14 protein-coding genes are annotated in these 15671 nt (G+C 50.3%); 3 read left to right on the forward strand and 11 right to left on the reverse strand.

Going from position 1 to position 15671, the window contains the following annotated elements; genetic code table 11:
- Window positions 1-36 precede the first annotated feature (36 nt).
- The 3 genes from ACI0CA_RS05435 to ACI0CA_RS05445 form a co-directional block, all read right to left on the reverse strand.
- Complete coding sequence (locus tag ACI0CA_RS05435) at window positions 37-522, reverse strand: AAA family ATPase (RefSeq protein ID WP_417107313.1); 486 nt, start codon at window positions 520-522, stop codon at window positions 37-39.
- Window positions 523-532: 10 nt separating this feature from the next.
- On the reverse strand, window positions 533-1939 hold the full coding sequence (locus ACI0CA_RS05440; RefSeq protein WP_308448083.1) for an amidophosphoribosyltransferase: 1407 nt from the start codon (window positions 1937-1939) through the stop codon (window positions 533-535).
- A gap of 171 nt (window positions 1940-2110) precedes the next feature.
- Window positions 2111-3283 carry an O-antigen ligase family protein gene (locus tag ACI0CA_RS05445; RefSeq protein ID WP_308448084.1) on the reverse strand — a complete coding sequence of 391 codons (1173 nt, stop codon included), beginning with the start codon at window positions 3281-3283 and terminating at the stop codon, window positions 2111-2113.
- 465 nt (window positions 3284-3748) lie between these two features.
- Between ACI0CA_RS05445 and ACI0CA_RS05450 the strand changes: the two genes are divergently transcribed.
- A complete protein-coding gene (locus ACI0CA_RS05450) occupies window positions 3749-4636 on the forward strand; it encodes a LysR family transcriptional regulator (RefSeq protein WP_176819939.1) in 888 nt (295 codons plus the stop codon).
- 76 nt (window positions 4637-4712) lie between these two features.
- Window positions 4713-5702 (forward strand): aldo/keto reductase, encoded by a 990-nt coding sequence (locus ACI0CA_RS05455; protein ID WP_395506511.1) that lies wholly within the window; start codon window positions 4713-4715, stop codon window positions 5700-5702.
- A gap of 407 nt (window positions 5703-6109) precedes the next feature.
- Here ACI0CA_RS05455 and ACI0CA_RS05460 read toward each other — a convergent pair whose 3' ends face one another.
- From ACI0CA_RS05460 to ACI0CA_RS05495, 8 genes are all read right to left on the reverse strand, one after another.
- Window positions 6110-7753: a recombinase family protein gene (locus tag ACI0CA_RS05460; RefSeq protein ID WP_148485948.1), complete on the reverse strand. Its 1644-nt coding sequence runs from the start codon at window positions 7751-7753 to the stop codon at window positions 6110-6112.
- Window positions 7754-7775: 22 nt separating this feature from the next.
- Window positions 7776-8621 carry a recombinase family protein gene (locus tag ACI0CA_RS05465; protein WP_148485947.1) on the reverse strand — a complete coding sequence of 282 codons (846 nt, stop codon included), beginning with the start codon at window positions 8619-8621 and terminating at the stop codon, window positions 7776-7778.
- 11 nt (window positions 8622-8632) lie between these two features.
- Window positions 8633-10177 (reverse strand): recombinase family protein, encoded by a 1545-nt coding sequence (locus ACI0CA_RS05470; RefSeq protein ID WP_148485946.1) that lies wholly within the window; start codon window positions 10175-10177, stop codon window positions 8633-8635.
- A gap of 104 nt (window positions 10178-10281) precedes the next feature.
- Entirely contained in the window at window positions 10282-10461 is a 180-nt protein-coding gene (locus tag ACI0CA_RS05475; RefSeq protein WP_148485945.1) for an SHOCT domain-containing protein, read from the reverse strand.
- 14 nt (window positions 10462-10475) lie between these two features.
- Window positions 10476-10910: a recombinase family protein gene (locus tag ACI0CA_RS05480; protein ID WP_148485944.1), complete on the reverse strand. Its 435-nt coding sequence runs from the start codon at window positions 10908-10910 to the stop codon at window positions 10476-10478.
- Between the two features lie 15 nt (window positions 10911-10925).
- Window positions 10926-12878, reverse strand: coding sequence for an ATP-dependent DNA helicase (locus tag ACI0CA_RS05485; protein ID WP_148485943.1), 1953 nt, complete (start codon window positions 12876-12878; stop codon window positions 10926-10928).
- A 572-nt stretch (window positions 12879-13450) separates the two neighbouring features.
- On the reverse strand, window positions 13451-13876 hold the full coding sequence (locus ACI0CA_RS05490; RefSeq protein ID WP_148485942.1) for a sigma factor-like helix-turn-helix DNA-binding protein: 426 nt from the start codon (window positions 13874-13876) through the stop codon (window positions 13451-13453).
- 442 nt (window positions 13877-14318) lie between these two features.
- Complete coding sequence (locus tag ACI0CA_RS05495; RefSeq protein WP_178085498.1) at window positions 14319-14753, reverse strand: winged helix-turn-helix domain-containing protein; 435 nt, start codon at window positions 14751-14753, stop codon at window positions 14319-14321.
- 476 nt (window positions 14754-15229) lie between these two features.
- On the opposite strand from ACI0CA_RS05495, the gene ACI0CA_RS05500 reads away from it, so the two are divergent.
- Window positions 15230-15589, forward strand: coding sequence for a helix-turn-helix domain-containing protein (locus ACI0CA_RS05500; protein WP_148485940.1), 360 nt, complete (start codon window positions 15230-15232; stop codon window positions 15587-15589).
- Window positions 15590-15671 lie beyond the last annotated feature (82 nt).

The following is a 15671-nucleotide window of genomic DNA, read 5'->3' on the forward strand; positions in this document are numbered from 1 at the left end:
TTGCGCTTAACTGTCGTCCTTTTGTACTGTGCAAAATTATCTGCGGTTTGTAAACCACACGTCGATCTCATCGGGTATGGGGGTCTCAAAAAGCGTGAGAACTTTTTGCAGTAGGCCGCTGTCTACGGCGTAGTCGGTCGTTTCACCGGCGGCAACGGCAGCGTTGCGCGCTTCCATGTTTTTCGCCCAGTCTGCATCGGAAATGTCGATGTAGTGCCACTCGAAGTCGATGTCGGCATTTTTGTAGTAGGCAGAAACATCTGTGCGCTCTTCGCGACTCCAGAAGCCCCAATCTAAAATGACATTGCAGCCCGCGTGGGCGATGTCCACGGCTTTTTTGTGGAGATATGCTTTGATGTCCGCGCTAATCGCATCGCGGCGGTCGCCGAGGTCATGGTGGAAAAGGTCGTTTTCAATCTCATCGCAGGAGAGCACCACAGCGTGTTCTTTTTCCTTGAGCTGCCGGGTGTAAAAGCCTTTGCCGCTGCAGATTTTGCCGCAGATCAAAAATACTTTTGCCATGCTTTTTACATTACTCTTTGCCGTTCCAGCAGTAGGTGCAAAGGCAGTCTGCGTCGATGCCGACGGACTCCATCATATCGTCGAGGCGGTGGTAGTGAAGGGTGGTAAAGTGCAGCTTTTCGCCGATCTTCTCCACCATCTTCCGGTACTTCTCGCTGTCCGGGTCGGCGTATTCTTCAAGTGTGGCACGGTCGGGGTCGCAGCCCTCAAGCTCTTTAATAACGCGGCGGGTGATGAGCTCCATTTCGGACGTGGAGCGGGAGAAGTTTAAGTATTTGCAGCCGAAGAGCAGCGGCGGGCAGGCGGGGCGAATGTGCACTTCTTTTGCGCCGCTTGCGTAGAGGAACTCGGTCGTTTCGCGCAGCTGCGTGCCGCGCACGATGGAGTCATCGATGAGAAGGAGGCTCTTGCCCTCGATGAGGTCGTGCACCGGGATGAGCTTCATTTTGGCGATGAGGTCGCGCTTGCTCTGGTGCGTCGGCATGAAGGAGCGCGGCCATGTGGGCGTGTATTTGATGAACGGACGGGAGAACGGTACGCCGGACTCGTTGGCATAGCCGATGGCGTGCGCGATGCCGGAATCCGGTACGCCGGCGACGATATCGGGGTGGACGTTATCGCGGCGGGCGAGCGCGCGGCCGCAATTATAGCGCATGCTCTCGACGGAGATGCCCTCGTAGCTGGAGGACGGGTAGCCGTAGTAGACCCACAGGAACGTGCAGATCTTCATTTTTTTGCCGGGGGCGACGAGCGTTTGCACATGGTCGGCGTCGAACACGACAACTTCGCCCGGGCCGAGCTCGCGCAGGTCGTGGTAGCCGAGGTTTAAATACGCGAAGCTTTCAAAGCTTGCGCAGTAGCCGTCTTCCTTTTGGCCGAGCACGACAGGGGTTCGGCCGAGTTTATCGCGTGCCGCGTAAATGCCGCGCGGCGTCAGGACGAGCATACTCAAAGAACCGTCGACGACCTCCTGCGCGTAGCGAATACCGTCGATGAAATTCTCTTTCTGGTCGATGATGGCGGCGACGAGCTCTGTGGGGTTCACTTCGCCGTTTTGCATCTCAAAGAAATGCGTGCCGCGCCCGATGATGTCCTCTACGATCTCATTGGCGTTATTGATCTTGCCAATGGTCGTAATGGCGAAGGTGCCGTGATGCGAACGCACCAAAATCGGCTGTGCTTCATAATCGGAGATGCAGCCGATGCCGAGCGTGCCGTGCATAGATTGCGATTCCGTTGTAAACTTCGTGCGGAACGGAGCGTTTTCAATGTTGTGAATGGCTTTGTCAAAGCCGGTCTCCGGGCTGTAAACCGCCATGCCCGCGCGGCGTGTGCCGAGGTGGGAGTGGTAATCAATGCCGAAAAAAAGGTCGAAAACGCAGTCAGTCTGCGATGCTGCGCCGAAAAAACCGCCCATAAAATAGATCTTCCTTTGCTGAAAAATTGAAGGGGCAGTACCGCGGGGAATTTATGCGGTATTGTCCAAAACTCTTTTATTATAACAAAAATCGCGTTATCCGAAAAGAGACACAAAAGAAAAAGACCGCCGAAATTTCGGCAGCCTTTTTGTAAAGGATAACAGAATTTTTTACAAGATGGGCTCTTTTGCCTGAATGGATCTTGCGTGCAGCGCAAAAATCTCGTGGCGGCGGTCTGTGCCGAAGATGTGCTGCTTGTCGTACTCGGTGCTGAAGCCGACGATGTAAATGACGAGCAGACCGGTTTGCGGCCACAGCATGGAGATATCCAAAAGCCCGTGCAGCAGAACGCAAACGATGACGGAGACCGTGAGGGCGTAGCGCTGGTGGCACTTGTGGCTGCGGTGCAGGCGGATAATCTTGCCGACATTGATGGCAAAGTAACCGAGTAAGACCGCCGTACCCACAAATCCGAAGTCCATGAGGAGCTCCAAAAGCAGGTTGTGCGAATGCTTTGCGATGCTGTATGAGCCGTAGAGGTCATGGATGCGCGCGTATGTATTGTAGCCGCGGCCGAACCACGGGGCGTCCATAATACTGCCGATGGCGCCCGACCAGATGCTCATGCGTTTTGCAAAATCGTGCCGGATGAGATCGATGCGCGGGAGAAAATCGAGCGATTCACCGAACAGAACGAGTGTGAGCAAAATGCCGAGCATGGTGAAAAGGTACACGGAAAGCCACTTCTTCTTGCCACAGAACCACAGCATGACAGGGCAGACGATGAGCAGCACCATGAAAGTGGTGCGGCACTCGGTGAGCTCGAGTGCGATAAGATTCAACGGAATCAGGGCAGCGTATAAACCGCGCAGCGGCGTGTCTTCGCTTTTTACGATGTTGTAGATGCAGAAGAGCACGACGAGCGAAATGTAAAACGCATAGTAATTGGGGTTTGTGAAGATGGAGTTATACCGCGCACCGTAAACCCACTCCATGCCGAGCGCGCGCTGAACGAGCGCGATAAGGAGGCAATAGGGGCTCATGAGGCAGACGAAAGATAAAATGAGGCGGAACGCGCGCTGGGTCATCGTATAGCTGACGAAAATGACGGCGATGAATGCGAACACCATAAAAGCGCCGAGCAGAATATCCGTTACGGTGCCGCCTGAGAAAATCGTGACGAGCAGGGAGAGCACCCAGAAAGCCGAAAGAAAAAATAAATCCTGTTTACGGCGGAAGAAAACGAAGCTCTGCTTCGTGGCGGCAATGTAAAACGGCAATAAAAGCAGCGCCAGCATCTCGGCATAGACGGTGAGGAAAATGGAAGCCGTTAAAACAAGCAAGACCTTTTCGTTTGGGGTAAGCTCTAAAAATCCCTTTTTCAGTGCTCTGAATACTTGCAGATAAATGCACCTCCTGTGGACCGCGGCCGCATACCGTGATCCGGTAAAACCGTTTCAAAAAATTACGAAATCATAAAAATCCAAATCATGTGCGTATATGCGTACATGAGCACGCTCATATAAATAAGAAATACCCCAGCGCGGATTACTATTTTAGCGCAACTTTTCTGGATTTACAAGGGCTTTTGCAGCTTTTTTGCATTTATAAAGAGATTTGTAAGATTTGATTTTAAAACTGAACAGAAGATTTACATAAGGCGCAAAACTTTATTGAAGTTGCACAAGATTTGTCTGCACAACTTGAACAATGCGCTGTATTGAAATGGGCATGACAGGCGTGCTATAATACGAAATATAAAGGGTGCGCGTTTGCCGCCCGAGGTTTAGGAGGCTGCTTTCAGATCTATGGATATACGAGTCTTGCAGTATTTTCTGGCTGTTGTGCGTGAGGAGAACATCACGAAGGCGGCGCAGCTTTTACATATCACACAGCCCACACTTTCCCGCCAGCTGATGGGGCTGGAGCAGGAGCTTGGCGTGAAGCTGTTCAGCCGCAACAACCACAGCGTCACGTTGACGGAGGAGGGTATGTTATTCCGCCGCCGCGCAGAGGAAATCGTGACGCTTTCCGAAATGACGAAGCGGGAATTAAAGCAGGAGGCAATGCTGACCGGTGAAATTTCCATCGGCAGCGGCGAGTACCACGGCTCCTGCCATCTTTCCGGCATTCTGGCGGCGTTTCGCGCCGAGCACCCGAACGTGACGTACAGCATTTATAGCGGCAACTCCGATAACATTAAGGAGCGCATTGAACGTGGCACGTTGGACATCGGCTTGCTGTTGGAGCCGGTGGAAATCAGCAAGTATGATTTTCTGCACTTCCCGGTGCCGGAAACGTGGAACGCGCTGGTGCGGTCGGATTCGCCGCTGGCGCAGAAGCCGTATTTGACGCCACAGGACATTGTGCCGTACCCGGCGGTGTTTTCGCGCCGGGACCAGATCCGCAGTGAGATTGTGAACTGGTTCGGCGACAGCGCGGACCGGCTCAACATTATCGCGCACGGCGATTTGCAATACAACATGGCCTCGGTCATTCGCCGCGAAAACGGCGTGCTGTTCACGCTGAAGCTCGACCTGCAGCATAACGGCCTGAAATTCGTGCCGCTGCAGCCGCCGATCCGCGCCGCGACGGTGCTCGTTTGGAAAAAGAACCGTGTGCTCTCACCGCTGACGAACGCGTTCCTCGATTTTGCGAAGAAATACATTTCCGGCATGGAGAAGGATAAAAAATAAGTATTGGACATTCTTTTGATGGTTTAGTATACTGAAAGCAAGAAATCACGAATTTTTATAGAAAAGGGGAAGACACATGGAATACGTAAAACTCGGCAACTCTGACCTGAATGTTTCGCGCATTTGCCTTGGCTGCATGGGCTTTGGCGAAGCGGCCGCGGGGCAGCACCGCTGGACGCTGGATGAGGAAAGCTCCAACGAGATCATCAAAGCGGCGCTCGAGAACGGCATCAACTTTTTTGACACGGCGATGAGCTACCAAGGCGGCACGAGCGAGATGTTTGTCGGCCGTGTGCTGCGCGATTTTGCCCGCCGCGAGGACGTGGTGCTGGCGACGAAATTTGAGCCGCGCACCGACGAGGAGATTGCAAACGACGTGACGGGGCAGCAGCACGTGAAAAACTGCCTCGATGCAAGCCTGAAGCGTCTCGGTATGGACTACGTTGATCTGTACATCTGCCACATGTGGGATTATCGCACGCCCATTGAGGAGATTATGGAGGGGCTGAACGACGCGGTGAAGGCCGGCAAGGTCCGCGCCATCGGCATCTCGAACTGCTATGCGTGGCAGCTGGCGCAGGCGAATTACTACGCCCGTATGCACGGCATGGCGGAGTTTGTGTCCGTTCAAGGGCATTATAATCTCATTTTCCGCGAGGAGGAGCGCGAAATGGCGCCATTCTGCAAGGCGGAGAACATTGCGATGACGCCATACAGTGCACTCGCCGCAGGGCGGCTCTCGAGGCATCCTGGTGAGAGCTCCAAGCGCCTTGAGGAAGACAATTACGCGAAATTTAAGTACGACAAGACCGCCGAGACCGACGGTGTGATCATTGACCGTGTGGCGGAGCTGGCCGAGAAGCGCGGCTGTACCATGACGGAGATCGCGCTCGCGTGGCTGCTGACGAAGGTTGCGTCGCCCATCTGCGGCGCAACGAATCTTTCGCACATCACGGGGCTTGTGAACGCCGTTGAATTGAGGCTCACCGCTGATGAGATTGCATACCTTGAAGAGCCCTATGTGCCGCACGCGTTGGTCGGCGTGATGGCGCAGAACCATGGGTGATTTGGAGACGCAGCGCATTTCACTGCCCGCAGGGCAATTTCACATACCGAAGGGATTCGTTTCATTGAAAAAGGACTTTGCAAAATGCAAAGTCCTTTTTTCTGGAAGGGGTGGACACTTTAGATCCCCCCTTGTATTCAACTGAGAAACGGCAAAAAACTTAAAAAATAAATTTTTTTGCCCAAAATTTTGCGCTTGGCTTAACCGGAATCGTGGTAAACTCTGCAACAAAATTTCTGTATAATTATTATAGCATACATCCCAAGTCCTGTCCAGTCTTTTCGACAAAAAAATTTCAGGAGATGTTATGGTATGTTAAGAGGGTTATGGGCCAAACAGTTACCCACAAAAAAATAGCACCGATGCCCCCGTATTGAGGACATCGGTGCTATTTTTTTGCAGGCAACCTATTTTTTCAATGGCAGGTTTGCGTCCTGCTCATATCCGCCGACAAACCGTATTCTGATTTGGGTGGCAGAGAGAACTGTTATCTGTTCAATAATTCTTCGGATAAAGTCATCGTTAAATTCAGTAAGGTTCAAGTTTTCCTCATTGTTGATATAAAGCAAGGCTTGTTGGTACTGGTATTCCTGTGCCTGATCTGCCATCTTCTTTTTCTGGATTTCCTGCAGTTGGCTGGTAAGGCCCATTTTCTGTTCAGAAAGCTGCCGTAACTTGGCGGCATAGAATTCGCTATCGCCACCCTGCGCGATAATTTTAACTAAGGCCGACATTTCCTGCTGCAACTTGTCTATTTGCTTTTCCAGTGATTGCGGTGTGATTTGATTCCCGGAAAACAGGATAATGTTTTCTTGAACATCACGCAGATTTTTCAGGATATCTTCTTTGTCCTCGACCACTTTTTGAATACATTGGAGGATTGCCTGATGCAAGGCTTCTTCCGATATGGTTGGTGAATGCTGGCAGTATTTTGTTCCGAATTCCAATCGACTGATGCAGCGCCAGACTACTTTCTTCTTGCCCTTTTTTACCCATGTGGTCCGGCGATACATGGAACCGCATTCCCCGCAAACCAGCCTTTCGGAAAGTGCATACTTGCTGCAGTATTTGCCCAGCGCACTCTTGGTTTTCTTTTGGGAAACCTTCTTTTTGCTGTTCCTTCTGGTCAGTTCAAGCTGGACATTTAGGAAATCCTCACGAGAGATAATCGCCGGATGGTTGTCAGTGATGTAATATTGGGTGAGCTCCCCGTTGTTTTTCTTCTTTTTCTTAGTCAGGAAGTCTACGGTGTAACTCTTTTGCAGCAGTACATCGCCCATATATTTTTCATTTCGCAGGATATGTTCAATACTGGACAATCCCCATTCTGGATTCCCCCGCGGCGTCAGTATGTTTCGCCGTTCCAAGGCTTCCTTGATCTGACGCAGGCTGCGGCCCAGCAAGAACAGGTTAAAAATCATTTTGATATGTTCTGCTTCTTCCGGCACAATCTCCGGCTCTCCGTCCTCTCCTTTTTTATAGCCCAGCATATTCTTATAGGGAAAGGCGAAATTTCCTTGACTGTACCCTTTTCGTTTGCCCCATTTAACATTGTTGCTCAGAGATTCGCTTTCGCCTTGGGCGAAAGCACTGGTCCATGTGAAGAATATTTCGCTTGTTACACGGGAGGTGTCCAGTCCTTCTTTTTCAAACCGGATGATAATGCCCCGATCCTTGAGCATTCGTATGTACGAAATGCATTGCAGGGTATTTCGGGAAAATCTGGATAGCGACTTTGCCAGTATCATGTCGATTTTCCCTTTTTTGCACTGCTTTATCATTTCCATAAAACCGGGGCGGTTCTCATCTCTGGTTCCGCTGATGCCATCGTCTGAAAAAACGCCAGCATATTCCCACTCAGGATTTGAACGAATCAAATCATCGTAATAGGTGATTTGGTTTTCGATACTGGTCTGCTGTTCTTCCTGCTCTGTACTGACTCGGCAGTAAGCCGCTACCCTTAGCTTGTGATTGCGGGTTCGGGCCTGCAGCACTGGGGAGGGTTTAATCTCCCGGATGATTTTCTGCCTGATGGGGGCTTGTGGCTCCATATAAACGCTCCTTTCCGGTAGGCTATATCATTTTTCCGTTTCGCAGTTGAAGGTGAACGGAAGCATTTGGCTGAATAAGGATTTTCTCTGTTATGCTGCTAAACAGGTCGTAGTCGAAATCGGAAATCAGGGGTTGATCGGCCAGCCGTTCCTGTATAAGCTGAGTCATCTGCTCCGAAGCACCGCTTTCGCTGACTTCGTATTTCGCTTTGGCACAATCCATGATAAGCTGGAGCAGTTGATCCGCATTAGCGCGGGGATTGGTCATCTGCCGGTCAATTTCATTGTTCAACCGGAGGACTTCGATGGATAAGCATTCACAATGCCTTTCTTCCGGTTTCAGCTTTTCCCGGTTTTTAATTGCCCGGTTTAATAGGGCAGTCACGCTTTGCAGCAATAGTTCGTCTGGTATGTAGTCTGTGCTTATCCCGCATTTTGGGCATTCCCACAAGATGTATCCTGTCCGCATATTGACTCGCTTGAGGATTTGCCCACAGTTTCCGCAGCAGATCTGCTGGCGGATTTTTTTCATTTCCACAGGCAGGCTGCCGCCATATTGCTTTGCCTTGGCTGCTCTGAGGAAAGCTGCTTCTTCCAACTGTTCCTTTGAAATCAGCGGCGGGAATCCTTCATCGCCTGCATACTTGGAATTGTCCAAAATCCGGCAAACCATGGCTTTATTCCACTGCCCGGCTCCTTCCCGATAAGGAATGCCCGACAAGGAGGCATATTTGGCGAGTGTTGAAAGGGCGGTCCTTTCAAGGTATTTTGAAAAGATAGCCTGTACCAAAGGTCCCTCGTCAGGGTGCGGGATGATTTCTCCCTTTTCCATTTGATATCCGAAGGGCAGGTATCTTTTCTTTTTCATTGGTACAACTCCTATCTTCTTTCAGCCAATTCCATCCCGTTGATTAACCGGAAACAGATGGTGTCTGAAAAAATCCTCACTTTAATAACCATATTGCGGAAAGCTACAGGCTCAAACTCTGAGATACTTTCCTGCTCTTCAAAAATTTTTAGAAGCAGGTAGCTTCCATTGAGTATTTCATGGTAGTCGTTTAAGTCACGGTATCGCTGGAGCTCCTTCCGCAAATTTTCCAGCTTGGTGTTATTGGTATTGGTTTCACTCATATAAAAAGCAGAATCAATGCACTCTTTTGCTCTCAAAGTAGCCAGCGCATGATTCTGCTCCAACAGATCCGCTATTTCTTTGTTCAACTGCATGGCCCCCGGATGGGACATGAAATTTTTATCACGCAGTTTTTCCACCTGCGTAATGAATGGGGTTAAAATCTCTGAGCGATTTCTCCCCAGCTTGTTATATAAGGTAACGAATGCGGATTCCACTTCGGACTCCTGCACATTTTCTATGGCGCACAATTTTTTGTCACGGAAATGCCGATAACAGGCCCATACTACAGTTCCGGCTTTGGTTACCCGCCTGCAGAATGTGCTTCCACACTCGCCGCACTCCAGCATTTTGGAGAAAGTATAGGTCTGGATTTCCTTTTTCCGTCCATGGAGTTGATTTTTCTTTTTTAGAAGTTCCTGCGCCAGACGAAATACATTGGGGCTGACGATAGCTTCATGGGTATTCTCCGCATAAAATTGGCTTTTCTCGCCACGGTTCTTTACTTTCTTAAAAGGAAATGCGTCAGTGGTGAAGCGTTTCTGGAACAATTCATCTCCCATATAGCGTTCGTTGGTTAAAATATAAGAAACCCCGGTGGCACTCCACACGGGGTTCCCTTTCAGCTTTGGCACTTGGGCCTGTGCAAGTTCATTGGCGATTTCTCGAATGCTTTTCCCTGAGAGAAAGTCCCCAAATATCTTTCGGACAACCTTCGCTTCTTCCGGGCAAATCAGAAAACCGCCTTTTTCATCTAAGCGGTAGCCATAAGGCGCTTGGGATAGACGGTAGGTTCCATTTTTCATCCGCATGACTGCGCCTTTACGCATATTCTTCGCAATGGAAGTGGATTCTTCTTGTGAGAATGCACTGTACATGGAAAAGTACATTTCATTGGTCATGCGGCCTGTATCAATGCCTTCTTTTTCAAACGCAACAGCTATTCCCAACATTTTCAGTTCCCGAACGGCTTCAATGCAGTCGGCGCTGTTTCTTCCGAATCGGGAAATGGATTTAACCAGTATGCGGTCAATCCTCCCAGCTCTGCAGTCCCGCATCATCCGTTGGAAATCATCGCGCTTGTCGGCTCTGGTACCGGTTATGCCCTCGTCGGCATAGATGTCAATGAATTCCCAATCGCTGTGGGCTTGTATTAGTTGGGTGAAATATTCGACCTGCGCGGAAAAGGAGTTCAATTGATCATCGGAGTTGCTGCTCACACGGGCATAGGCACAAACCCGGATTTTCTGTTTCTGTGGTCTTATCGTAGGTTCTATGATCTGCACCTGTGGCATTCTCCGCACCGCCCTTTCTGCGCTTTCTTGGGCGGCATCTATTGTGACCACCCCGCAGCAACAACATTACCACAACGGCTGGTACAAAGCTATCACGATAACCACTAAATATCGTATCGCAAAACCCGGTATCTTTCGGCAATAGCAACAGTCGCTTTCTTGTAATTTTCAGAGGTTATGATGCCATCGGCCAGCATCTTTTTCAAGGCCGAAAGCGCCATATAATATTTGATTTCATTGACTATGAGAGGGGATGGCGCTTCTGGATTGTAAGTAACACGCATAAATTCAGCCCCCTTTACCATGGCAAATGGAGGCCCTTTTGGGCCGCCCTCTGGAAAAAGCGGTTTTCCAGCCCCTTGACGTAAAGCTCATACCGCAGGTCGCTCTCGGTGGTGATCAGTACCGCGTCGTGATCCTGCAAAAATTCCAGTATTTGAATCAGGATGGCGGGATCGTGGCTCAGGCGGGATAAATCCCGCACAAGCACAGCGCGGACGAAGCCGCCCTGCACACTCCGCATCATCTGCTTCAGGCCCATGCGGGCCATGCTTCTGCCGGTACCCATATCCTGAGAAGTACCTACAACGGTATATTCCCGATGATTGGCTTCCTCTAAGAGATTCCGCATCTGCTGAATCAGGACGAACATCCTTTTATCGCTGCTGCGGCTGTATAACCACATGGGGCGGTCTGCGTAGGGAAATTCCGCCGTTTCTGTTTTTCTGTTCATCTATGTCAATCTCCTTTATGGCATAAAATAATCCGGGCCTTTCTTTGCCCGGATGAATTCCTCGACATCTTCGATTTTTCTGGTGAGCCGAAGGTTCGGCAGGGTTTCCAGCACAGCCTTGTGATACCGTTCTCCGGGGGCTGCCCGATAGTCCAAAATGCTCACCACGCAGGTGTCGGTTTCGGTGCGGATGGCCCGCCCGAAGCCCTGCCGCAGCTTTACCTGCATATCGGGGATTACTACGGTTTTGATATAATCCTGCAGCGTTGGGTACTGCTCCCGTTCCGCTTCGCTCAATGGATCGGGAACAGGGAACGGCAGCCGCACAAGTATGAGCGACGACACCATATCGCCGGGAAAGTCCACACCTTCCCAACAAGAGCCCGCCGCGAACAGCACAGCGTTGCTGGCCTGTTTGAACTGGTGGATGACGTCCTGCGAGTGCCGCCATACTTCCATCAAGGGAAAAGACAGCCGGTCTTTTACCTGATTGTAAACAGCGCCCATGAGGGAATAGGAAGTAAAAAGCACCAGAGTGTGGCCATGCGTGGCTTCCACTAAACGGCAGATCTGCTCTGCCAGACACTTAGCTTCCTGTTCACTGCCCATCTGTGTTTTGGGAAGATCATTTGGGATGTAAAGAAGGCAGTTTTCCTCATAATTGAAGGGCGAAACCGCAATAAAATCCTCCAGCCGCTGATTTAAGGACAGCCCCATGACCTTTTTTGTGCGTTCAAAGCTGCCGCCAGCCATGAGGGTGCCGGAGGTCAGGATGGCGGGGACGTCCTTCAGCCACAGCGCCCGGCGCAGCTGCTCCGGCAGTTCCCGGCTGGCGGCGCAGAGGCTGGGGCTTCCGTCCCTGTCGTACTGGATGTAGAGGATGTATTTTCGGTCCCCGGTAAAAAACAGGCCGAGGGCCTGCTCTGTTGTTCCCAGCCGGTAAAGAAGCCACCGTGGGAGGTGCGGGGCAAGCTGTTTTTGAAGCTGCCGAAGGAGGGAAAGACAATCTCGAAGGGCCGCTTCCCGATCCGGCGTTAAAATAAAGGCGGTGCGCTGGGCTTCTTCCAGCAGTTCGCCCCGGCACATGGCCCCCATGAGAGCGCGGAACTTTTCCCGCAGACGCTGGGAAGCAAGGATATATTTTTCTTTTGCCAGCAGGTCGCAGAGTTCACGGAAATCCTCCGCAGACAAACTCTGCCCGTACATCTGGCGTGCTGCGTCCGGCAGCTTGTGGGCCTCGTCGATCACCAAAGCCCGGTAATCATTGAGAAGGGGCCGCATTTCCTGCAAACGGTGGGCAGCGTCGGCCAGCAGATAGTTGTGGTTGCAGATCTGGACGAAAATCTCCGCGCTTCGGGCTTCCTTCAGGTATTGATGGTACCGGCAGGCATTTCGCAGCGAACAGCTTTTCTCACAAACCTTGGGGACGCATACCTGCCGCCTGTCAAATCCACTGAGGCCGGTTACGGCGTCTAAATCATAATAGGTGCGAAGGGAGAGCAGGGCTTTCATCTGCTCCGCATTCTTTTTCTTATGTTTCACGGCTTCCAACCGATGAGAAAGACGGACATCGCAGACAAAGCGTTCCTTGCCTTTTCGCACCATCGCCCGGATGGGTTTTTGAATAATGCGGTTCTCCAGAAAAATCCGGGACAAAAATGGGATGTACTCCCCGATGATGGCGTCCTGCAGGGCAACGCTGGAGGTGGAGACCACTACTGGCTGGGAACCGGCAGGCCCGTGCGGGGCAAACTTCTTCAGTAAAATGCAGGCGGTCAGGTAGGCGTAGGTCTTGCCAATCCCGACTCCCGCGTCGCATAAAGCGATATTGTTTTTGAGCAGGGTGTCCAGCATGGCGTGGCATAGGGTGATCTGTTCTTCCCGAACTGCCAGTCCGTTTTGAGGGAGAAGGATTCGGAAGATCCGTTCGATTTCCCCATGGGCCTGCTCTTTCAGGCTATTGTTCATTTCGGCACATTCTCCTTAGAGCAATTTGCTCTTGTGCGTTGGCGGCAAACTGATGCGGCGCAGAAAACCTGCGCCGCACGGATTCGCCGTCAACGGCAATCTGAATAAAAATAAAAGGGTTGAATTTGATGTGCCGTATTTGCTGCTCGCCCCCCGGCAACCTTGGGAACCATGCGGGCAGGCTTGCAGTTGACAAGCCGTTCACTGGCTCCCCGAAGGTCTTGCTGATTACAACCCAAGGTCGGCCAGCCCATCTGACGTGTGGGCAAAACGATAGCGCGTATCATAATACCCCGCCCAAGGTCGTGGCGAAAAGGGAAACTACCCCCTCTTTCCGGTCAAAATGCATCGCTCAAAGCCAACAACACAAGCCGCCATCCCTGAAAAGGGAGGCAGCTTGCGTGCGGCTCGTCATGGCGCTTTTTCCGAAGTTTGTGCATAACAAACTTTTAGTCGCTCGCTCAGGCGGGAACGTACCCGCATGGCTGGTATTTACTTTTCAAGCTGCAAGGCGAACGTTTCTTTTTCCCCGTTCGCCCTATAGCCCAGGAAAAAGGCCGGAATCTTTCCGCTTATAAAAAATTTTTTAATTTTTTCTTGAGTTTGAAAATCCGCAGATCAATGGCGTTTACTGACAGGCCGGTTTTCTCTGAGATTTCCTTGCTGCCGTATCCGTCCATCTTCATGAAGAGGATTTCGAGGGTGAGCTTGTCCATATTGTGTAGCAAAGAAAAAAGCTCCATATCCTCGATGCTGTCCAGCAGGGCTTCGGTATCCTCGACGGGCAGTTCCAGATCCTGTGCTGAAACCCAGTCCACATAATGTGACCATTCTACCTGTCGCTGCAGGTACTGCCGTTCCTTATTGAACTGCGCCCAATCGTATGTATGCAGGCGTTGGATGGTGTCCTCATCCACGCCGAGTTCTCTGAGTTTTCTTTCTTCTGCTTCTTTCCATTTGAGCCACTGTTTTTCGGCTCTGGCTTTGTTGTAAGCCATGGCTGTTTCCTCCGATCAATCTGAAATTTTGAAAAATTCAGATTGTCGGGGCGGCGGCCTGCCGCTATGAGTTCTTAGCCATGACCTCTTTCTAAAAACATGAAAAAAGCGCACCCGCCCGCAGGCGAATGCGCATAGCGAGGCTGTTTCCTCGAAATTGGCATTTAATGGTAAATTAAAATGAGATAATGTCGAACGAAAAAGGGCTGCAGCTTCGTATGAAGCTGCAGCCCTTTCTGTGTGCGGTGGTTTTCGCCGCATTGTCGCCATCCCCTCTGCATGGGGAAAGCGGACGTTGTTTTATTTCCATATTTCCCCATATAAATTTAGATGGGGACAGTATAAAAGAGAAAAACTACTTTTCTGATTCGATTCTCCTTTCATTTGCATATTTCGTAGTGCTTTTATCTACATTACATGACAAAAGAACAAGAATATTTATTTAATCAACCAAAAAGGTAAAACAACAGCCTTTTTTCTCTGCACAGGTACCTTCAACGATCCGGCAGGTGGGGTTCGATTTATTCAGGCCGAGTTTTTCCTGCAGGCTTCGCACATAGGCGGCAGCTTCTTCCTCTCCATGCTCCGAATCTGGATGAAGCCAGACGGCATTGTGGAGAAAAGACGCAGAAAGGGCCTGATTCGGATGGGAAGCAAATAAGCCGAGAATTTCGAATTCCCGATGGCTTAGTTTTACAGCATTACCATGGAGGGTTACTTCCCGCTTGGGCTGGTCAATCCGCAATGAGCCGAATTCATAAACCTTTCCCGGCCCTCGAAATGGCTGGTATTGGGGTTCGGCAATAATGCTCTTGATCTGCTCAACCAAACGGTCGGCTTCTTCATCACTGCATTCAATGATCATTACTTTTGGCATTTGGATACTCCTTTCAGTGCATGAATTCTGGATATGGATTTCTCTTGTATAAAGGGTTTTGGGCATACGCTGCCACAATAATGGGGAATGTAGCCCGATCTGACCTTTTGAAATCGTCAGCTTGATAACAAGTATATTTTACAACATTCGGCAGGGTGATTTCATCATAAAAGGTTGGGAAAGCGCCTTTTTCTGTGTTGCCATTACAGGGAAAATAAAGGGGTGTGAGTCCTCTCACCACAGTTACTCCACTCCCTCTTTACGAACAGCCCGCCCTATTTCTTTCGGGCGGTTTTATGCCAAAAAACCTTTCTTATGGGCTTCTCGGCTCCCTTTTCATCGCAAATCGGAAAAATATTCGCTCATAATCTTAGCGATTCGCTAAATACTTTTATTATACACTTAGCCAGACGCGAAGGTCAACGGAGTAAAATATAGCTATACACGAAATCACAGGACAGAGCGAGGTGATAGGGATGTTTGATTTTGGAAATCATTTGCGGATGCTGCGGGAAAAGCATGGTATTTCTCAGGAGGAACTTGGGCGTCGGGTAGGCCGGGCCGGATCGGTAATCAGCAACTATGAAAACAATATCAAAATCCCCACGCTGGATGTCCTCACCACTATGGCAAGGATTTACGATGTTTCGTTAGACTACTTGGTTGGGTTTGATAAAAAGGATCAGGTGCTTTTAACGGATATGACGGATGAGCAGCGCGATTTGGTTCGTCGGCTGGTAAAAGAATTGAAACAAAGCACTAAGCCGAAGGCCGGGGGATTATCTACGGGTCAGCAGGAAATTCTCAACTTGATTATGCAGGAGTTTGCAAAATAGAAAAAATAGAATCTGTTATGCTGTAAAGAGCCGAGTAAACTAATTTTATTCGGCTCTTTCTATATGTGCAAATTGCATTATT

The organism is Hominenteromicrobium mulieris (assembly GCF_046197855.1).
Classification (GTDB): Bacteria; Bacillota; Clostridia; order Oscillospirales; family Acutalibacteraceae; genus Hominenteromicrobium; species Hominenteromicrobium mulieris.